A 20,947-nucleotide genomic window follows, 5' to 3' on the forward strand; every position below is an offset into this window, starting at 1 on the left:
AATATAAAATCTTTACGACTCAAGGAGGAAACACAAATGGCAGTTAAAGTTGGTATTAACGGATTTGGACGTATCGGACGTAACGTATTCCGTGCTGCTTTAGGCAATCCTAATGTTGAAATCGTTGCAATCAATGACCTGACAGACGCAAAAATGCTTGCACACTTGTTAAAATATGACTCTGTTCATGGCAACCTGGAAGAAGAAGTCACTGTAGACGGTGATTCCATCGTTGTAGACGGCCATAAAGTAAAAGTTTTGGCTGAACGCGAACCTGCAAATCTCGGATGGGGCGACCTCGGTGTTGACGTTGTTGTTGAATCAACAGGTCGTTTTACAAACCGTGAAGGGGCTGCAAAACACCTTGAAGCAGGCGCAAAGAAAGTCGTCATTTCCGCTCCTGCGAAAAACGAAGATATTACGATCGTAATGGGTGTTAACGAAGACAAATACGATCCTAAAAACCATAACGTCATTTCGAACGCATCCTGCACAACAAACTGCCTGGCGCCGTTTGCAAAAGTGCTGCAAGAAAAATTCGAAATCAAACGTGGTATGATGACAACTGTTCACTCTTACACAAACGACCAGCAAATTCTTGACTTGCCGCACAAAGACTACCGCCGTGCACGTGCAGCTGCACAAAGCATCATCCCGACTACAACCGGTGCTGCTAAAGCAGTTGCACTTGTATTGCCTGAACTGAAAGGCAAATTGAACGGTATGGCCATGCGCGTTCCGACTCCAAACGTTTCTGTTGTTGACCTTGTTGCTGAACTTGGCAAAAACGTAACGGTTGAAGAAGTAAACGCAGCATTTAAAGAAGCGGCTGAAGGCGAATTGAAAGGCATTCTCGCATACAGCGAAGAACCGCTTGTATCCCGTGACTACAACCATACAACTGTTTCTTCGACCATTGATGCATTATCCACAATGGTTATCGAAGGCAACATGGTAAAAGTCATTTCTTGGTATGACAACGAATTCGGTTATTCCAACCGCGTTGTTGACCTTGTTGAATACATCGCTTCTAAAGGCCTTTAATTTGAACGATAAAACGTTGCAGGGGGGTGGGGAAGAATCCCCTCTCCCTTTTTTCAATGCCTGTAAAACAAAAGGAGGTTCGTTTTGCCATGAACAAAAAATCGATTAAAGATGTTGAATTGCAAGGCAAACGCGTTTTCTGCCGTGTCGACTTCAATGTTCCGTTAAAAGACGGCAATGTAACGGATGATACAAGAATCCGTGCTGCCCTTCCAACGATCAAATATTTGGTGGAAAACGGTGCGAAAGTCATTCTTGCCAGCCACCTCGGCCGTCCTAAGGGCCAGGTTGTGGAAGAGTTGCGCCTCACACCGGTTGCAAAACGCCTGAGCGAACTGCTTGGAAAAGACGTCAAAAAAGCAAATGAAGCTTATGGCGAATCGGTTAAGGCGGAAATCAGCAAAATGAATAATGGTGACGTATTGTTACTTGAAAACGTCCGTTTCTATCCGGGTGAAGAAAAAAATGACCCGGAATTGGCAAAGGAATTTGCATCTTTAGCTGAACTGTATGTAAACGACGCATTCGGCGCTGCCCACCGTGCCCATGCATCAACAGAAGGGATTGCCCATCACCTGCCTGCAGTATCCGGCTTTTTAATGCAAAAAGAACTGGATGTGCTCGGCAAAGCATTGTCCAATCCGGAACGCCCTTTTACTGCCATTATCGGCGGCGCAAAAGTAAAAGACAAAATCGGCGTCATCGACAATTTGCTGGATAAAGTCGACAACCTGATCATCGGCGGCGGCCTTGCTTATACGTTCGTCAAAGCACAAGGCCATGAAATCGGCAAATCGCTGCTTGAAGAAGACAAAATTGACCTTGCAAAATCTTTTATGGCAAAGGCGAAAGAAAAAGGCGTCAACTTCTATATGCCGGTTGATGCGATCGTAGCAGACGAATTCTCCGAAACTGCCAACAAAAAAGAGGTAGCGATTGAAGAAATCCCGGCTGACTGGCAGGCACTTGATATTGGCCCGAAAACGGTTGAACTGTATGCCAAAGTCATCAAAGAATCGAAACTTGTCATTTGGAACGGACCGATGGGCGTATTCGAAATGGACGCCTATGCAAACGGGACAAAAGGCGTTGCAGAAGCGCTCGCGGATGCAACCGGCACTTACAGCATCATCGGCGGCGGCGACTCTGCGGCAGCTGTTGAAAAATTCCATCTGGCAGAGAAAATGGACCATATTTCAACAGGCGGCGGCGCATCGCTTGAATTCATGGAAGGAAAAACACTTCCTGGCGTCGCAGCTTTAAATGACAAATAATTTTATCAGGAAAGGGAGTGTCCTTATTGCGTAAACCGATCATTGCGGGGAACTGGAAAATGAATAAAACCTTGCCGGAAGCGCTGGCTTTTACCGAAGAGGTAAAACATTCGGTACCTGGCGAATCTGTTGTCGACAGCGTCATATGTGCGCCTGCGCTCTTTTTGGAACGCCTGGTGGAAGCAACGAAAGGCACCCGCGTAAAAATTGGCGCCCAAAACATGCACTATGAAGAAAGTGGTGCTTTTACAGGCGAGATCAGCCCGGTTGCACTCGCTGATTTGCATGTTGAATATGTCATCCTGGGACACTCTGAACGCCGTGAAATGTTTAATGAAACGGATGAAGCAGTCAATAAGAAAGTAAAAGCTGCTTTTGCCCATCATTTAACACCAATCGTTTGCGTGGGAGAAACACTGGCACAACGGGAAAACAATGAAACAAAACAAATCGTCGGATCGCAAGTAAAAGCTGCTTTTGCCGGGCTTTCTGACGACGAGGCAAAACAGGTTGTCGTTGCCTATGAACCCATCTGGGCAATCGGAACAGGCAAATCTTCGACTGCCGAAGATGCCAACGAAGTTTGTGCCTATATCCGCAGTGTGATCGCGGACCAATTCAGCCGGAATGTTGCTGACAGCGTTCGAATTCAATACGGCGGCAGTGTAAAACCCGGCAACATTAAAGAATTTATGGAACAACCGGATATTGACGGCGCATTAGTGGGCGGTGCAAGCCTTGACCCACAATCTTATTTGCAATTATTGGAGGCGGTAAGCCATGAGTAAAGCACCTGTGGCATTAATCATTTTAGACGGCTTCGGCTGCCGGAAAGAAACATACGGCAATGCTGTAGCCCAAGCAAAAAAACCAAATTTTGACCGCTACTGGAAGGAATTCCCGCACAATCAACTCGGCGCAAGCGGCGAATCCGTCGGCCTTCCTGACGGCCAGATGGGGAACTCGGAAGTCGGCCATACAAACATCGGTGCAGGGCGTATCGTTTACCAAAATTTGACGCGCGTAGACATGTCGATCCGCGAAGGCGAGTTTGAAAAGAACGAAACCTTCCTCGGCGCGGTTGAAAACGTGAAAAAACACGGGACAAGCCTCCACTTATTCGGCTTGTTGTCGGACGGCGGCGTGCACAGCCATATCCGCCATATGTTCGCGCTGCTGAAATTCGCAGCCGATCAAGGTGTGAAAAAAGTGTACGTCCATGCTTTCCTTGACGGACGTGATGTAGGCCCGAAAACAGCGGAAAAATACATCAAAGCAACAGAAGAAAAATTTAAAGAATACGGTGTCGGCGAATTTGCAACGATTACCGGCCGTTACTATTCCATGGACCGTGACAAACGCTGGGACCGTGTGGAAAAAGCGTACCGCGCCATGGCATACGGCGAAGGTCCGAAATATCCGGACCCAATGGCGGTCATTGAAGATTCCTATAAAAATGGCATCTTTGATGAATTCGTTATTCCTTCTGTGATTACAAAAGAAGACGGATCACCGGTTGCAACGGTTCAGGATCATGACTCGGTCATTTTCTATAACTTCCGTCCTGACCGTGCCATCCAAATTTCAAATGCTTTTACGAACGAAGATTACCGCGCATTTGACCGCGGCCCGAATCACCCGAAAGATTTGTACTTCGTCTGCATGACACATTTTTCGGAAACGGTCAAAGGCTATGTTGCCTTCAAACCGGTCGGCCTTGACAATACAATCGGCGAAGTATTGTCACAGCACGGGTTAAAACAGCTGCGGATTGCAGAAACTGAAAAATATCCGCATGTAACGTTCTTTATGAACGGCGGGCGTGAAGAACCTTTTCCAGGGGAAGAAAGAATTTTAATTCACTCCCCTAAAGTAGCAACATATGACTTGCAACCGGAAATGAGCGCCTATGAAGTAACGGATGCTTTGCTGGAGCAAATTCGGAATGACAAACAAGATGCCATCATTTTGAACTTTGCAAACCCGGATATGGTCGGCCACTCCGGCATGCTGGAACCAACCATTAAAGCGATCGAAGCAGTCGATGAATGCCTCGGCAAAGTCGTGGACCTGATCCTTGAAAAAGGCGGCTATGCCATTATCACGGCGGACCACGGTAACTCGGATGAAGTGCTGACACCGGAAGGCAAACCGATGACAGCCCATACGACAAACCCGGTTCCGGTCATCATCACGAAAAAAGGCGTTGAAGTGCGTGACGGCGGTATTCTTGCCGACTTGGCACCGACCATGCTTGATCTGCTGAACATTGAAAAACCGAAAGAAATGACAGGCACAAGCCTGATTAAAAAATGACCCTGTGTGGGGAAGCCTGATAAAAGGAAAATCGGGCCAAATGCGTTGAAAGTGACGCCCTAAAAACGGGAGCGCCATGCCTGGAAGGTGCTGCGGCATGGAAAGGGATGACACCCGGGGGCATGCCGGGAAAATTTCCCGCAGACGTGCCCTTAGCGCCATGCCTGGAAAGTGCCGGGCAAAGTGATGAAAACCCCATTTATGCATTGAAAAAGGAGAGATAAGAAGATGTCTTTAATATCTGATGTTTATGCACGCGAAGTATTGGACTCGCGCGGCAACCCAACTGTTGAAGTAGAAGTTTACACAGAAGACGGCGGTTTTGGCCGCGCATTGGTGCCAAGCGGTGCCTCTACAGGTGAATACGAAGCCGTTGAACTCCGTGACAACGACAAAAGCCGTTTCCTCGGTAAAGGTGTCGAAACAGCTGTTAAAAATGTGAACGACACGATCGCTGAAGCGATTATCGGCCGTTACGATGTATTTGACCAAGTCGGCGTTGATAAAGCAATGATCGAACTTGACGGCACACCGAACAAAGGCAAACTTGGCGCAAATGCCATCCTTGGCGTTTCCCTTGCTGTTGCCCGTGCTGCAGCAAACGAATTGGATTTGCCTTTGTACAAATACCTTGGCGGATTCAACGCAAAACAACTGCCGGTTCCGATGATGAACATCTTAAACGGCGGTGCGCATGCTGACAACAACGTGGACATTCAGGAATTCATGATCATGCCTGCCGGCGCTCCGACTTTCAAAGAAGCGTTGCGCATGGGTGCTGAAATTTTCCACAACCTGCGTTCTGTTTTAAAAGCGAAAGGTTATAATACTGCTGTCGGTGACGAAGGCGGTTTTGCACCAAACTTGAAATCGAATGAAGAAGCCCTTTCTACCATTATTGAAGCCATCGAAAAAGCCGGCTACAAACCAGGCGAACAAGTTTTGCTTGCAATGGACGTTGCATCTTCCGAACTTTACAGTGACGAAGACCATAAATACCATTTAGCCGGCGAAGGCAAAGTCCTGAGTGCGGAAGAAATGGTGAATTGGTATGAAGAATTAATTTCGAAGTACCCAATCATTTCGATTGAAGACGGTTTGGATGAAAATGACTGGGAAGGCTTCAAAATGTTAACAGAACGCCTTGGCAAGAAAGTCCAATTGGTGGGCGACGACCTGTTCGTAACCAATACTGAAAAACTTGCCCGCGGTATTGAAGAAGGCATCAGCAACTCCATTCTGATCAAAGTAAACCAAATCGGTACTTTGACGGAAACTTTCAATGCAATTGAAATGGCAAAACGTGCAGGCTATACTGCAATTGTTTCCCACCGTTCTGGCGAAACAGAAGACAGCACCATTGCAGATATTGCCGTTGCAACAAACGCCGGCCAAATCAAAACAGGTGCGCCATCCCGTACCGACCGCGTAGCAAAATACAACCAATTGCTCCGCATCGAAGACGAATTGGCTGAAACAGCCGAGTTCCTTGGCAAGAAAACTTTCTACAACTTGAAAAAATAATGCCATTCTGCTGCAGACTGCCCGGTTTTCACCGGGCAGTTTTTTGGTTGTACGGGAAAAATGAGGCTATCCGTTTTGCGTCTGGCTGACAAAAACGCGGAACGGGGTGAGGGACATGAAGGACAAAACAGGGACCGGTAACTAGAGAAATGTTCTTCACGGGGCTTATGAAAGACAAAACGAGGGGCCGAGGTGAAAGAAATGTCCTTCATAGGGTTCATGAAAGACAAAACGGGGAGTCGGGGCGAAAGAAATGTCCTTCATAGGGTTCATGAAAGACAAAACGGGGAGTCGGGACGAAGAAAATGTCCTTCACTGGGCCTATGAAAGACAAAACGAGGCGCCTGGATGAAGAAAATGTCCTTCATCGAGCTTATGAAGGACAAAACGAGGCTCTGGAACGAAGAAAATGTCCTTCATAGGGTTCATGAAAGACAAAACGGGGAGTCGGGACGAAAGAAATGTCCTTCATTGGATCTATGAAAGACAAAACACGGGCTGAGAAACAAGGAAATGTCCTTCAACAAGGTCATGAAGGACAAAACAAGGATCGATAACCAGAGAAGTGTCCTTCATCAAGCTTATGAAAGACAAAATGAGGCACCAGGGCGAAAGAAATGTCCTTCATTGGATCTATGAAAGACAAAACACGGGCTGAGAAACAAGGAAATGTCCTTCATAAGGTTCATGAAAGACAAAAAGAGGCGCCGGCACGAAGGAAATGTCCTTCATAGGGTTCATGAAAGACAAAACGGGGAGCCGAGACGAAAGAAATGTCCTTCATTGGATCTATGAAAGACAAAACACGGGCTGAGAAACAAGGAAATGTCCTTCAATAAGGTTATGAAAGACAAAACAGGGACCGATAACCAGAGAAGTGTCCTTCATCAAGCTTATGAAAGACAAAACGAGGCGCCGGGATGAAAGAGATATTCTTCATTAGCCCCGTGTAAGACAAAACAGGTACCCGGAAACCAAAAAACATCCTTCATCATCGAGCCCATAAAAGACAAAACGGGGGCCGGACCAATAAGATACTGTTCATTTTCGGACAATTATTCCAATGTAGTTGAACCCTGCCCCCCAATATGGTACACTCAAGATTAGGTATTGCCCGTCTCAGGAGGTGTGCAGTTGTGCATACATTGTTATTAACATTACTAATCATCGATTCAATTCTGTTGATTGCAGTCATACTGCTTCAGCCCGGGAAAAGCACGGGATTGTCCGGCGCCATTTCCGGCGGCGCTGAACAGCTTTTCGGGAAACAAAAAGTGCGCGGAATTGACCTGATTTTACACAGGATTACGATTGTGCTCGCTGTTTTATTTTTCCTGCTGGCCATCGGACTTGCATATATAAACCTATAAGGGTATGCAAATCAGGCAACTTATAAAGAAGCCTTATCCGCACATGCCTGTAAACTTTATGACTTCCATCCCGGTCCCAAAATCCAGGCCGGGTATTTTTATGCGGATTGCTGGCATTTCCGAAACGACTTTGTTACAAATAAAATGAACAAAGGCCCCAAAGAAAAACAGCAGGAAAGAGGCGTTTTTTACGGATGATGAGAATTGTACCACCAAAACCGTTTTTATTTGAAGCCGGCAAAAGGGCTGTACTGCTTTTGCACGGATTTACCGGAAGCAGCGCCGACGTCAGGATGCTCGGGCGCTTCCTTGAAAAAAAAGGATACACTTGCCATGCGCCGCAATACAAAGGGCACGGGGTACCGCCTGAAAACCTTTTGCATACGGGTCCAAGCGACTGGTGGCAAGATGTTATGAATGGCTACCAGTTATTAAAAGAAAAAGGGTATCATGAAATTGCAGTAGCCGGATTGTCATTGGGCGGGGTATTTTCCTTAAAATTGGGTTACACTGTACCTGTAAAGGGAATTATCACCATGTGCGCGCCCATGAACATAAAAAGCGAGCAAACGATGTATGAAGGCGTGGTTGCGTATGCCCGCAAATACAAACAGTTCGAAGGGAAAAGCGAAGCGCAAATCGAACAGGAAATGCGGGAATTCAAAAAGACGCCGATGCATACGCTGCAATCGCTGCAAGAGCTTATTCAGGATGTGCGCAACCATGTCGATCACATTTATGCGCCCGTTTTTGTCGTACAAGCGCGCCATGACGAAATGATCCGCCCGGAAAGCGCCAATATTATTTATTCAGAAGTGGAAACAGACCATAAGCAACTCAAATGGTATGAGAACTCCGGCCATGTTATTACACTCGACGACGAAAAAGATCAACTTCACGAAGATGTGTACACGTTTCTGGAGTCACTTGACTGGTCGGTTTAAAATTTTCCCGAAAAAGGAGGGAAATAAATGGAACAAGACCAACTACGGCAAGATGTTGAAAAAATTTTATCTTATATGAAAGAAGAGACGTACAAGCCGCTGACGGTTCAGGAACTGGAAAAAGCGTTCGGTATTGACGATTCTTCCGAGTTTAAAGCATTTGTGAAAGTGCTCGTTTATATGGAGGAAAAAGGCCTCATTGTCCGCACGCGAAGCAACCGTTACGGCCTGCCGGAAAAAATGAATCTCGTACGGGGAAAACTGATTGGCCATCCAAAAGGTTTTGCTTTTGTCGCCCCCGATGAGCCTGGGATGGACGATATTTTTATCCCGCCGCATGAAACTAACCATGCGTTAAATGGAGACACCGTTATTGTCCGTGTGTCCACCAAAAGCTCAGGCCAGCGCCAGGAAGGAACCGTTGTGCGTATTCTTGAGCGGGGCCAGACAGAACTTGTCGGCACATACGTCGAAAGCAAACATTTCGGATTTGTCGTACCCGATGACAAACGGTTCGGCAGCGATATTTTTATACCGAAAACAGCAAACGGCGGTGCTGTCGAAGGCCATAAAGTGATTGTCCATATTACCGCCTACCCGGAAGGCACGAAAAATGCGGAAGGCGAAATCATCAAAATTCTTGGCCATAAAAATGATCCCGGTGTTGATATTTTGTCGATTATCCATCAGTATGGGCTGCCCCAAGCCTTTCCGGAAGAAGTGCTCGAACAGGCAAACCGGGTGCCGGAAGAAATTGATGAGAGTGAAATTGGCAGCCGTCGCGATTTGCGCGGGGAAATGATTGTAACGATTGATGGGGCTGATGCAAAAGATCTCGACGATGCTGTTACCGTGAAAAAACTGGCAAACGGTCATTATAAGCTCGGCGTCCATATTGCAGATGTCAGCCATTATGTAACGGAAGGATCGCCGATTGACCGTGAAGCATTTGAACGCGGGACGAGCGTGTACCTTGTTGACCGCGTCATTCCGATGATCCCGCACCGTTTGTCAAACGGCATCTGTTCCCTGAATCCACAAGTCAACCGGTTTACGCTGTCGTGCGAAATGGAAATTGATGAAACAGGCCGCGTTGTTAATCATGAAATTTTTGAAAGCATCATCAAAACGACCGCTCGTATGACGTATGCGGACGTTAATAAAATCCTTGTCGACCGCGACGAAGCGCTTAGAAAACACTATGAGCCGCTCGTTCCAATGTTTGAACAAATGGCCGAACTCGCGGAGATTTTGCGCAAAAAAAGGATGGAGCGCGGCGCTATTGATTTTGATTTTAAAGAAGCAAAAGTCATTGTCGATGAAAAGGGCAAACCAACGGATGTTGTGTTGCGTGAGCGGTCGGTTGCAGAAAAGCTGATCGAGGAATTTATGCTTGCTGCCAACGAAACGGTTGCCGAACATTTTTACTGGCTGGACGTGCCGTTTATTTACCGGATCCACGAAGAGCCGAAAGCGGAGAAACTGCAGCGGTTCTTTGAATTTATTACCAATTTTGGTCTGATCGTACGCGGTACAGCCAATTCAGTGCATCCGCGTGCGTTGCAGGAAATCATTGATACGGTTTCCGGACGGCCTGAGGAAATGGTCGTGTCGACGGTCATGCTGCGGTCGATGCAGCAGGCGAAGTACGATCCGGAATGCATTGGCCACTTCGGCTTATCAACGAAATTTTACACACATTTCACCTCACCGATCCGCCGTTATCCGGACCTGATTGTCCACCGGCTGATCCGCACGTATTTGATCAGCGGAAAATTGGATGAAAAGACGAAAGAAAAATGGAAAGCATTACTGCCGGAAATTGCGGACCATGCCTCGAAAATGGAACGCCGAGCAGTAGAAGCTGAACGGGATACGGATGAGCTGAAAAAAGCCGAATTTATGGAAGACAAAATCGGGGAAGAATTCGACGGGATTATCAGCTCAGTTACGAATTTCGGCATGTTTGTCGAACTGCCGAACACGATTGAAGGGCTTGTCCATGTCAGCTATATGACAGATGACTATTACCATTACAATGAGCGGCAATATGCCATGATCGGCGAACGGACAGGAAATGTATTCCGCATTGGTGATGAGATCCGCGTCCGCGTGCTCAATGTGAACAAAGACGAACACAATATTGATTTTGAAATTGTCGGCATGCAAAACAACCGCCGAGAAAAAACAGAAGAACGCCCGAAAAAGATCGTCAAAGTGCGCGGCACCCATTCTACTAGGCCGCAAAAATCGCACCATGCCGACGAAGACTGGGCGACGAGGCCGCCGAAAAAGAAAAAAGCAAATCGAAGGTAACCGGATTTTTTCGGCTGCCTTCACCGGAGGGGAAATGAAATGCCAAAAGGCGAAGGGAAAGTGCTGGCGCAAAACAAGAAAGCAAGCCATGATTATTTTATCGAAGAAACATATGAAGCAGGCATTGTTCTGCAGGGGACAGAAATCAAATCGATCCGGGCTGGCCGTGTAAATTTGCGTGATTCGTTTGCCCGTGTGGAAAATGGGGAAGTCTTTGTCTACGGGATGCACATCAGCCCGTACGAGCAGGGAAACCGGTACAATCATGACCCGCTCCGCCCGCGGAAAATTTTGCTGCACAAGAAAGAAATTGACCGGCTGGCCGGTGTGACAAAAGAGAAAGGTTATGCTTTAATCCCGCTCAAAATCTATATTAAAAATGGGTATGCAAAAGTGCTCGTCGGCCTGGCCCGCGGGAAAAAGAATTATGACAAGCGTGAATCCCTGAAGAAGAAAGAAGCCGCCCGCGAGATTGAACGTGCCTTTAAAGCACGCCAGCACTAGAAAAACAGGATGACGGCTCTTTGAGCGAAAAAAGGGAAAGCGCCGGATTGAAGATTGCGCGCTTCCCTTAAGAAATGGCTTTTTCAATTGAGGGAAAGAGGGGTCTAACGGCTTTTGCCTTGCCATTGTTCCAACTGTTGCATTTGGCAAGTCTAAGACAACTTCTTTTCCATCCTCACCAGGGAGCCTGACTTCCATCTTATAAATTCTCCAGTTGCTGTTTTATTTTTTCCACTTCCGTCTGGCTCAGACCGGTTTTTTCTACAATTAATTGAAGATCCATACCCGAAAGCAACATTTTGATGGCAATTGGAATCGTTTGCAGCAATTCTTTTCTCTCTTCTTCTCTTCCTTCCTCTTTCCCCTTCTTATACCCGCGGTCAAAGTAAGAATTCGGCAGCTTTAATACTTGCTCTGCTTCGTTCGGATCCAGCATTTTAATGTTTTCCATTACTTCCGCCTCCTCTTTTTCGTTCAATTTTAAATAATAATCAAAGAAACCATATAGCAGCCTCATTTTTGCAGGGTCAAGCTCCATCCGGGCCAGCATCCGCAGAAACTCCAGTTTGACCTGCACCCGTTCTTTTTCTGTATACCCCATTTTGCTTAATAATGCTGCGGCAACTGGGTTGTTGCTCCGGATATAATTTCTCCAATTTTGTTTCATCAGATGAATGGATAAATAGTGAAAACGAAGAATTTCAATGTTGTGGAACGCAAAGATGTATGTATCAGGGGTTTCTGTTTTCTCCTCATAACTAAAAACAGCAATCGGCAATACCGGTTTCCGGTGCCGGAGATTGATCATCATGTAATAACGAAACATGCGTTCAGGAAAAGATTTCTCGTAATACGACTGCGGCTCTACATGGATGAGAATCACCGTGTCTTTCCCTTTTACCTTTGTTTCGGCAAGAATATCAACCCGTTTTTGCTCACCGCCCGGAAAGTCCGTAAACTGTTCCTGCGACAAAAACCGCACCCGGCGGTAGTCGAGATCAGCTGACACATCCGGGAAAAACGCCTCCATAAACTCCTGAAAAAAGTTTTGGATCAGCTCCTTAAAAAAACGATCATGCACGTGATAACCGGCATGTTTTTCCATTACCAGTTCCAATGGCAGCACTCCTTTTCTTATTTTTCAGTTTTATTATAAAGGACAAACGTTCGTTTTTCAATACCGGCTTATCTTTTTTTATAAACAAAACCGACTTTCACATTGTTTGCCTCCCTGCTTTCAAAACTTCAGACTACCCTGCAGAATGAGCTTTTTTTACCGTTACCAGAATCAAGAAAGTACCACTGCTTGCAAGTCTTTTAATTGAACTTTACTTTTTTCGACGAACGAAAAATTTTTTCGATTCCATAACCCATAAAGCAAAAATAAGCCCAAAAACGAATGCGTTCATAACCGGAATATCAAGAAAGCGCAGCATGCGGAATTTTTCGTAAAAGAAAAAATGATGCCAATAAAAGCCGAAATTCATTCCTACAACCAGTCCAAATAGAATCCCTGTGAGGCTGGCCTTTTTCTTTGGAGGTGAAATCCCTTTCTGTTCCAAATGCCAATTGATTTCTTTTGCCCGGTTAAAAGCTTGCCAAAGACAAAAACAGAGTACGGATGGATAAAACATGCCCCATTCATAATTAATCACATGATGCCCATTTTCAAAGTTCTCTTGGAATGCATAAATAATGGCCAAATTCAAACGGGACTGATGGTTAATGGTCAATTCCAAAGCCATAAAAAGAAAACCGAGCAAATAGTCACCGTTATAAAATTGACCAAATCCAGGCAATGCAAAAGACCACAAGAGTGCCGCAACCGGGGACTTATAATTTGTTGGCTTTTCCAAAAAGCATACTTCCTTTATTTCAATTTCTTTTTTATTTCTTGTTGAGTATGTACGAAACGCTAAAGGATCTACTTTTTATCGTGTTTATCACAAAGAGACTCAATCCAGTGGCCCAAGGCGGCACAAATAGAACCGATCACTAGCCCGTTAATCACTGGCAAATCGAGAACACGCAAACATCCGAGCAACCTGAAAAAAGAGAAATGCCAGAAGAGGCCAAAGTTGAAACCCGCCAACATGCCGAAAAAGAAACCGGTTAAATGTGTTGCTTTTTTTGGCTTTTTTACCCCTAATGATGCCAATCTCCGGTTAATGGATACCGACTGGTTAAAGGCTTGCCACAGGGAGAAGCAGTAAACGGCAGGGAAAAAAATCCCCCACTCGGGATGGAATCGTTCGCTGGCCAGGCCAAAATTTCCTTTAAACGCAACGTAAACCGACATATTCAGGTTCGAACCGAAATTGATGGCTGCCGTACAAAGCATGAGCAGAAATCCGATAAAATAATCACCGTTGTAAAGCTGCCCGAAGCCCGGAAAGGCAGCCGACCACAGCAGGGCAGAAAGGGGGGACTTATACAGTTTTCTTTCATTCATTATTTTCACCTATAGGTATTGTATGTATTTTCTGCTGTATCATACTGTCAGGAAAACGCGGCACAGTCTTTTTTCTAAATTGTCATTATATGAGAATGCTTTCATAGTATTCTAATTGGTACAGTGGACCAACTACTAGGACGGTAAAAATGCTGTGAACGATATGCTGAAGGGGCAACAGAATTGGAAATGAAACCGATCAAAAAGATAAAGGGGTTACCAACACAGTTTTTTCCTATAATGATATTTCCCTTCATTGGTGGCATCAGCGGTTTAATCCTCGTCAAACGGCGGAATTAAGCTACAGGACCATAACGGCCAGGTTGGTTGCCACTTGGCTTCTTCCTTTTTAAGAAAATAATCATCCCGCTTGCCAAAGACACGAAAGATAGATCAGTGAAGTGTAAATATAGGGTATAGTAAAGAAAATAGCCTCTATGTTATACTTATCCTATCCGCAACAAAGGGGGAAAGACGATGGATGAAATTTTGAAGCAAATTCTTAGTGAACTAAAGGATTTAAAAAGTGATGTCTCCGGTTTAAAGAACGACGTCTCCAGCTTAAAAGCAGGCCAGGATCGATTGGAAAGTGATGTCTCCGGCTTAAAAGCAGGCCAGGAACGCATCGAAACCAAAGTTGACAATCTTACGTTAGAATTACGAAGCAATTTTAAATTTACAAATGATAAACTGGAAGAGCACAAAAAAGTTTTTACTGTTGTTTCAAATGAACTGAAAGGCGTAAAAGGCGATATCGAATTTCTAAGTGGAAAAACCGGCAGGCATGATACTAAAATTAATCATATTTTGAATATGCTGAGAGATTAAAGGACATGCACTCCGCATTTGCCGGATGTTTTTATGTGCGCCTGTTGACCCGCTACCATTCTTTCCGTACGATCGAGATTTTTAATGATTGAGAAAGACCTTCTGAAAAAGCCTCCGAGAATGAATTTTTAACTAGCGGATTACCGACAACGAAAGAAAAGGTGTGGGATATAAGATTGCAATGGATCATGACGTAACAAATCTTCATCTCTTATTCAGCTCATTTGAAAACTAGAAAAACTTTACACGTACGGGAAAATTGATCAATTGCATCTTGCGGAATTCATGTTATAATAGGATATGCAAGACCAGTAATAAGTAAAATCTGAAGCGCCCTTTTATATCGGGGACGTTACGGATTCGACAGGGATAGATCGAGCTCAAGTTGCGAGCCGGGGGGTCGTCCCCGTAACAACGCAACGCCTAAAAATAACTGGCAAATCTAACACTAAACTCGCTTTAGCTGCCTAATAAGCGCTAAGCGGATCCTCCCTCCATCGCCCACGTGGTAGGGTAAGGGTCTCAACTTCAGTGGGATACGCCGGCTGTCCTCCGCCTGGGGACGAAGGAAGAGACCAATCAGGCTAGCGCACCGGACGCCCGCCGATAGGCAGATGGCTGCGCGAAATGCGAATATATCGGCTACGCTCGTAGACGCTTGAGTGGCGATATTTCTGGACGTGGGTTCGACTCCCACCGTCTCCATTTTAAGAAAAATAAAGAACGGGATAAAAAATCCGTGAACCCTTGATATGACTGGGTTTGCGGGCTTTTTTTTGTGGAGAATAGGGAAGAAAACAGGCGTTTTGGAAAACTTTTTGCATTCATTTTATGTACGGGAATGGGCGGTACGCTTGTGCAAGATGTTGTCAACAATGTTTTGCACAAGCAAACTTTCTCCAGTTTTATGAATCTATTAAAAAATTCCGGCGCCAATTACGTTAATCTTAAGATTGCAGTAATTCCTGCAAATGACGCAGGCAAATCATACGGTGGAACCCAACGCTCGGCAATGCAGTTAAAACAGCCAGGCAGCCAAGTCAGCAGGATTGAAAGTCAATATTAATACTTTTGAACATAAAAATGTGATGAGAACCGTATTGATTTCCAGACCGGAATCCTGCACTATTAAAGTAAGGTTCCAAATTTTTATGATGGGAAAAGGTGGTCATTGACATGGCAGATTTTAAATATGAAATCAAAGAAACAATCGGAACAATTTCTGAATCTCCAAAAGGATGGACAAAAGAACTGAACTTAGTCAGCTGGAACGGAAAGGCGCCGAAATTTGATCTGCGTGACTGGGCGCCGGAACATGAGAAAATGGGGAAAGGGATTACGCTGAATACGGATGAACTGAAGGCGCTGAAGGACTTACTGAATCAGATGGAATTATAAAGGATGCTCTTAAAAGTCTGAAACGTCATTTGGGCGGCTTCTTTTCAGTACGGCTGTCCCGATCCTGCTTTCGGGACAGCCTCAGGATTTTTATTTTGTTAATGAAAGTGCTGGCACAATTTTATCTGCAATCGGGCTACCGATGCCGGTGACGAGATCATAACCGGCTGCTGCGGCATAACCGTTGCTTCCGGTTTGAATATCATGGTAATTCGCAGTATAGCCGCTGCTTCCGGTTGTGCCGGCGGTATTATAAACAGTGCTAAGGACTTGTGCACTTGATAAGGATTGCGTGCGTCCTTCATTTGCCAGTGCGATGAGCGCTCCCCAGGCAGGTGCACTAAAGCTTGTTCCGCCAACTTGGAACCAGCCGGATTGGCCATTGTCTTTTGTGCTGGAGTAGACATAGACACCTGTGTTCGGATCCGCATCAAAAGATACATCCGGGATACCGCGTTTTGCGCCGACGATACTTGTCCAACCGGATTGATAGGAAGGCCGGCTTTCGTAAGTGCTGGTAGCCCCTCCAGAACCTGACCATGCAGATTCACTACCGTACTGGCCAGCGCTGGTCAAATTTAAAGTTGTGCCGCCCACCGCAACAACATTCGGTGAGGATGCAGGCCACGAACTGCCACTCCCGTTATCTCCGGAAGAAGCGAGGTAAGTAATGCCGGTATGATTAAAATGACTGTTATAGGAAGATTCGGTTGAAAATTCTGACCCTCCCCAGCTGTTAGAGACAACGGTTGCTCCATGACTTGTTGCGTAATCTTCTGCTGCCAGTAAATTAGTGATTGAAGCGGATTTAGCAGCAACTACCATAATTTTTGCACTCGGGGCAAGCGCGTGTGCCCATTCAACATCAAGGGCTATTTCGAGCGCCCAACCCTCGTCTTTTTTAGGTTTGCCGCCTGGATAAGCGACTTCAATGTTGGCGCTTGGAAGTCCGAACTGCTGGTCGAACGTGTTGAGGTCGCTGGTAATGGTCGGGCTGCCATACGCTTCGATCAGCGCGATGGTCTGGCCGGCACCTGTCTTGCTTAATTGATCAATGCCGTAAGCCTTTTTGATTTGTGCTGGTGAGTAAACAGTTGAGACAGCATTTGGATGAATCCCGTTTGAGTTGTGTTTGTAATGAAGCGGATGATGTGCAACCCAGCCTTTTACCCTATCGGCTGCTGCTATTGTTTTTGCACTGGCAGTCGTGGCTGTGGCAGCTGTTCCCGCAAATAGCGTAATCGATGCGGCAATAAAGCAAATTTCCAGTTTTTTTACCAGTTTTTTCAACTTGATCCCTCCTGATTTTGTAAGAATGGCAGCAAAAAAGAAAAAAATCCTCACCTCCTTGCTTGAACCTGCTATTTTTGTTGAAGGATGGAAGAATCATAGATTGCGGGGAATACCACGTATCCTGTTGCGGCGGTTTTTTTCTTGTTTCAACATCAATAGTAAAATCAATCTTAGCATGCGAAATATAAAATTATTGACGAAATATGGTGAATTTACATAAAAAATAAAAAAATAGTAAAATGTAACTAGTCTATTAGCCTGATGATAGCGCTTTTTTCCCATTCAACGAATCTGTAAAAATCTATACCGAATCCTAATGCTTACAGCTATTGAACTTTTAAAATCTGCCGGCAAGGAATTGAAGCGTATTTTATCAATATATTATGGTTAACACCATGCTTACTTAAAGAACAAATGGGTGAAGAAAAAAACAGAGAAGTGTCTTATAGAAAGATCTAAAGGACACTGCGTTGATGAAAAAGCAGAGAATTTCTGGATTATTATCTGTCTGTACCATCGTAAACTTTAGACTCCGTGTACCGAACCGTACGCACGGCGGGGTTATCCAGAAGTCTGGATAAGTGGTGTGAGAGGCCGGCTAATCAAATAAAGCTCGATTATGAAGTTGAAATTGCAGTTGTAATAGGCAAGAACGGAAGAAGAACTCCTGAAGAAAAAGCTTTTGAATATATTGCAGGTTATCCTATTTACAATGACGGCTCGGTTCGTGACTGGCAACAACACACTTTCCAATGGGGATCAGGTAAAAACTTTGAAAGGACAGGGGCATTAGGGCTTGGATGGTGACAAAAGATGAAATCCAAGACGGGGATGTGCTGACACTGGAAACACGATTGAACGGCGAAGTCATGCAACATGCAACTACAGACATGGTATGTGTAAAATTTTACTCGAAGGGGCAAATGAGTGGAAAAAAATGGGAAGACGCTCTATCATCTAATTGTACACTTCAAGATGAACATCTAGAGAGAGAGGTCTTCCCATGGATATTATATCAATAATTGCTGGATTATTAAAGGATACAAAGAGTCTTATCGAATTTGAAGAACAGCTTAAACTTCTGATGCAGAAGGCTTTTACACAATGGGTTGGGGAAATATTTGAAGAGTTAGATAAAACAATTAAACAGGAGAAGTTAGAGGAGGGCTGGGTGTACTGCCGGAGTGATAACAGAAACATTCAGTTTCTATTTGGAAGTGTGACCTTTAAACGCTCATTAATGCATGACAAGAGAGGAAATTCCCATTATCCTCTGGATGAATGGTTAGGGCTGGTACCACACCAACGATACAGCCCGTTAGTGGAATTAAAGGTGGCAGAGTTGGCAAGTGAGAACACCTATCGGGAAGTAGCTGATATTTTAAAAGAGTGGACAGCAGTGAGTCTTAGTCACACAACTGTAGGGAACATGGTAAAACACGTAGGGAAAACTCAGGCGGAAGCCGATAAGGCACTTGTAGAAGAGCTAGAAATAGCTGTTTCCCTGCCTGAGGGGAAGAAGGTAGACTACCTGTTTTCTGAAGCAGATGGTGTATTCGTTCGGGGACTAAAAAAGAAACAGAGTATGGAAGTCCACCACGCCATTCTCTATGAGGGATGGGAAACCAATGGTAAAAGGGTCTCCCTGCGTCAGCCCACAGTCATCATGACGACGGAAGACATTCAGACATTTTGGGATGAAGTCCAAGCCACAGCTGCCAACACCTACTCCCTCGAAAAAACGCATGTCATTACAAACAGTGATGGAGGTGCGGGATACACAGCTGAACGGTTTCAAACAGCTTTCTCACAGTCGGAATTTCCGGTGCTCAACCAGCTGGATACCTACCACGTTGCACAAGCCATCATAAGGACATTTGGGGGCGGAAAGAGCGAGATCAAGGAGCAAATTAGAAAAGCGATTAGAACGCATGACCTGGACCAATTCACGTTATATTTGGATACGCACGAAAGCACCTTGACGGATAAAAAGGCTCTCAAGAAAATCAAGGAATTCCGTTCGTATATCTTGAAAAACTGGGACCGCATTTTTGACTGGAGAGACAGGGTGAAAAACGTGCCGGAAGGTGCGAGAGGCCTAGGAGCGATGGAATCGAATCAAAGGCATATCTCCTTCAGGATGAAAAAAAGGGGCATGCATTGGAGTGAACTTGGCGCAGAAGCCATGGTGAAAATCAAACAAGGCATACTCAATGGGACATTGAGAGAAGCCTATCTGAAACACCGTTCAAGAAGCGAGAGAAAGCAACGGAACTTGAAACAATTCATCAGGATGTCTCAACTACTCAAGCAGCCTGTACGCCCGTCAGTGGGCGTAAAGCACGGATCAGTTGCCCTGCATTCAAGCAGTTCATCGGCAATGGGACATTTAAGCAAAATATTAGAGCTTTCGTTTTAAGCCTGGCTCAGTGGGGACTGATCGTTGAGGCGCGCGAAATTTACGAGACTCCTGCGGGAAAAGCGAGCCAGGAAAGACCCCGCAGCGAGGTACGAGCGAGGAGGCTCGCCGGCCGCCCGCGGAAAGCGAGTGAATTTCGCGCGCCTCAACATCCCCGTTATCCATCTTTATACGGAAATATTACATCTTTTCCGAAAATTACACCGAGCAAGTAAAGCACGGTAGCCGAAAGTGTACAAAAAGAGTGTCTTGGAATACCCGATATTTAAACCTTGTCGAGAAAAACTTGACACATACATCCATCACGTCCCGTTTTACAACCTTTTTAAATTATGTTATAAAGAGGGTATTCAAAGTTTCTTATTTGGCTACTTCAAAAAGACGGGAGCATAAAAAGATGGAGACGACAACGGAAAAAAAACCGTACGGCACGGTGCTGATCCGTGCGAAAGATATACTGGACTATCTGGAATACCGGGTGGACCCGGTGAGCCTGCAGGAAATTTGCACGGCTTTAAATACGAGCAAATCCACGGTCTTAAAAATTTTAAATACCCTTTGCTCGATTGATTTTGTGAAACGGGATGAAGAGACAAAGAAATATACGCTCGGTACCGCGCTTATCCGTTACGGGGAAACCGCCCGCAAATCTTTTAATATTGTAAACGTGGCGGAAGCGGTGCTCGAAGAACTGAATGACACCATTGGCGAAACCGTCCACCTTGGTATTTATGAACAGGATCATGTGGTGTACGTGAAAAAGCTGAACGGAAAAGGGCAAATCATTTTAAGCTCGCAGGTCGGGCATACGCTGCCGCTGTATTGTTCTGCGATGGGAAAAGCGTACTTGGCTGAACAGAGCGAGAAAGATGTGCGTGATTATTTGTCCCGGATTACGATTGAAAAAAGGACTGAAAACACGATTACGGACCCGGAAAAACTGATTCAAGATCTCCAGGAAGTCAAACAGCGTGGGTATGCAATTGACAACCAAGAAAATGAAAAAGATATTTACTGTATTGCGGTGGTTATCAAGCGGAACGGAAAGATCGAAGGCATGATGAGCGTTAGTGCCCCGCGGTTCCGGATCACAGAAGAAAAGAAGCAAAAAATGATTACAAGCATCTTAGAGGCACGACAAAAAATTGAAAGCAAATTGAATGGCTAATGGAAAAAACTTGTTCCGACACGGGGCAAGTTTTTTATTTTCTCTTTCATGAAATGGTTTACATAGGAGAGAGTGTGTTGTAAAATGAAATTGAATT

19 protein-coding genes and 1 other RNA gene are annotated in these 20,947 nt (G+C 45.2%); 16 read left to right on the plus strand and 4 right to left on the minus strand.

From position 1 onward, the window contains the following. Positions 1-36 precede the first annotated feature (36 nt). The 9 genes from gap to smpB all read left to right on the plus strand — a co-directional run bounded on the left by gap (position 37) and on the right by smpB (position 11,292). Positions 37-1,044, plus strand: a complete 1,008-nt coding sequence (gene gap, locus BCOA_RS28585) for a type I glyceraldehyde-3-phosphate dehydrogenase (RefSeq protein ID WP_014097472.1) — start codon at positions 37-39, stop codon at positions 1,042-1,044. Positions 1,045-1,133: 89 nt separating this feature from the next. Beyond that, positions 1,134-2,318: a phosphoglycerate kinase gene (locus tag BCOA_RS28590; RefSeq protein WP_014097473.1), complete on the plus strand. Its 1,185-nt coding sequence runs from the start codon at positions 1,134-1,136 to the stop codon at positions 2,316-2,318. Positions 2,319-2,344: 26 nt separating this feature from the next. Continuing rightward, positions 2,345-3,106: a triose-phosphate isomerase gene (gene tpiA / locus BCOA_RS28595; RefSeq protein WP_014097474.1), complete on the plus strand. Its 762-nt coding sequence runs from the start codon at positions 2,345-2,347 to the stop codon at positions 3,104-3,106. Beyond that, the gene (gpmI, locus tag BCOA_RS28600) at positions 3,099-4,634 is read left to right on the plus strand and encodes a 2,3-bisphosphoglycerate-independent phosphoglycerate mutase (RefSeq protein WP_014097475.1); all 1,536 of its coding nucleotides are present in this window, start codon (positions 3,099-3,101) and stop codon (positions 4,632-4,634) included. The genes tpiA and gpmI overlap by 8 nt, the downstream gene beginning before the upstream one ends. 228 nt (positions 4,635-4,862) lie before the next feature. Then, on the plus strand, positions 4,863-6,158 hold the full coding sequence (eno, locus tag BCOA_RS28605) for a phosphopyruvate hydratase (RefSeq protein WP_014097476.1): 1,296 nt from the start codon (positions 4,863-4,865) through the stop codon (positions 6,156-6,158). A gap of 1,136 nt (positions 6,159-7,294) precedes the next feature. Then, positions 7,295-7,528 (plus strand): preprotein translocase subunit SecG, encoded by a 234-nt coding sequence (gene secG, locus BCOA_RS28610; RefSeq protein ID WP_014097478.1) that lies wholly within the window; start codon positions 7,295-7,297, stop codon positions 7,526-7,528. Positions 7,529-7,722: 194 nt separating this feature from the next. Continuing rightward, positions 7,723-8,472: an alpha/beta hydrolase gene (locus tag BCOA_RS28615; protein ID WP_014097479.1), complete on the plus strand. Its 750-nt coding sequence runs from the start codon at positions 7,723-7,725 to the stop codon at positions 8,470-8,472. A 27-nt stretch (positions 8,473-8,499) separates the two neighbouring features. After that, complete coding sequence (gene rnr / locus BCOA_RS28620; protein WP_014097480.1) at positions 8,500-10,788, plus strand: ribonuclease R; 2,289 nt, start codon at positions 8,500-8,502, stop codon at positions 10,786-10,788. Between the two features lie 39 nt (positions 10,789-10,827). Continuing rightward, positions 10,828-11,292 (plus strand): SsrA-binding protein SmpB, encoded by a 465-nt coding sequence (gene smpB, locus BCOA_RS28625; protein WP_014097481.1) that lies wholly within the window; start codon positions 10,828-10,830, stop codon positions 11,290-11,292. 199 nt (positions 11,293-11,491) lie between these two features. Here the strand turns inward: smpB and BCOA_RS28630 are convergent, their stop codons facing one another. From BCOA_RS28630 to BCOA_RS35390, 3 genes are all read right to left on the minus strand, one after another. Next, positions 11,492-12,409 carry an Rpn family recombination-promoting nuclease/putative transposase gene (locus BCOA_RS28630; protein ID WP_014097483.1) on the minus strand — a complete coding sequence of 306 codons (918 nt, stop codon included), beginning with the start codon at positions 12,407-12,409 and terminating at the stop codon, positions 11,492-11,494. A 211-nt stretch (positions 12,410-12,620) separates the two neighbouring features. Continuing rightward, positions 12,621-12,947, minus strand: a complete 327-nt coding sequence (locus BCOA_RS35615) for a hypothetical protein (RefSeq protein WP_258434680.1) — start codon at positions 12,945-12,947, stop codon at positions 12,621-12,623. A 269-nt stretch (positions 12,948-13,216) separates the two neighbouring features. Next, on the minus strand, positions 13,217-13,744 hold the full coding sequence (locus BCOA_RS35390; protein WP_014097485.1) for a hypothetical protein: 528 nt from the start codon (positions 13,742-13,744) through the stop codon (positions 13,217-13,219). Positions 13,745-14,221: 477 nt separating this feature from the next. Here BCOA_RS35390 and BCOA_RS28645 point away from each other — a divergent pair, with 477 nt between their 5' ends. From BCOA_RS28645 to BCOA_RS28655, 4 genes are all read left to right on the plus strand, one after another. Beyond that, on the plus strand, positions 14,222-14,572 hold the full coding sequence (locus BCOA_RS28645; protein ID WP_014097486.1) for a hypothetical protein: 351 nt from the start codon (positions 14,222-14,224) through the stop codon (positions 14,570-14,572). Between the two features lie 345 nt (positions 14,573-14,917). Continuing rightward, positions 14,918-15,280: a transfer-messenger RNA gene (gene ssrA, locus BCOA_RS34720) on the plus strand. 70 nt (positions 15,281-15,350) lie between these two features. After that, positions 15,351-15,638, plus strand: coding sequence for a hypothetical protein (locus BCOA_RS28650; RefSeq protein ID WP_035184093.1), 288 nt, complete (start codon positions 15,351-15,353; stop codon positions 15,636-15,638). 110 nt (positions 15,639-15,748) lie between these two features. Then, a complete protein-coding gene (locus BCOA_RS28655; protein WP_014097487.1) occupies positions 15,749-15,970 on the plus strand; it encodes a YdbC family protein in 222 nt (73 codons plus the stop codon). Between the two features lie 90 nt (positions 15,971-16,060). Here BCOA_RS28655 and BCOA_RS28660 read toward each other — a convergent pair whose 3' ends face one another. Continuing rightward, entirely contained in the window at positions 16,061-17,260 is a 1,200-nt protein-coding gene (locus BCOA_RS28660; protein ID WP_014097488.1) for a S53 family peptidase, read from the minus strand. Between the two features lie 537 nt (positions 17,261-17,797). Here BCOA_RS28660 and BCOA_RS35700 point away from each other — a divergent pair. The 3 genes from BCOA_RS35700 to BCOA_RS28675 all read left to right on the plus strand — a co-directional run bounded on the left by BCOA_RS35700 (position 17,798) and on the right by BCOA_RS28675 (position 20,850). After that, positions 17,798-18,070 (plus strand): fumarylacetoacetate hydrolase family protein, encoded by a 273-nt coding sequence (locus BCOA_RS35700; protein ID WP_196491394.1) that lies wholly within the window; start codon positions 17,798-17,800, stop codon positions 18,068-18,070. Positions 18,071-18,266: 196 nt separating this feature from the next. Then, positions 18,267-19,682 carry an ISLre2-like element ISBco6 family transposase gene (locus BCOA_RS28670; protein ID WP_014095994.1) on the plus strand — a complete coding sequence of 472 codons (1,416 nt, stop codon included), beginning with the start codon at positions 18,267-18,269 and terminating at the stop codon, positions 19,680-19,682. A 397-nt stretch (positions 19,683-20,079) separates the two neighbouring features. Further along, positions 20,080-20,850 (plus strand): IclR family transcriptional regulator, encoded by a 771-nt coding sequence (locus BCOA_RS28675; protein WP_014097490.1) that lies wholly within the window; start codon positions 20,080-20,082, stop codon positions 20,848-20,850. The last annotated feature ends 97 nt before the right edge of the window (positions 20,851-20,947 follow it).

It is taken from the genome of Heyndrickxia coagulans 36D1, assembly GCF_000169195.2.
GTDB lineage: Bacteria > Bacillota > Bacilli > Bacillales > Bacillaceae_C > Weizmannia > Weizmannia faecalis.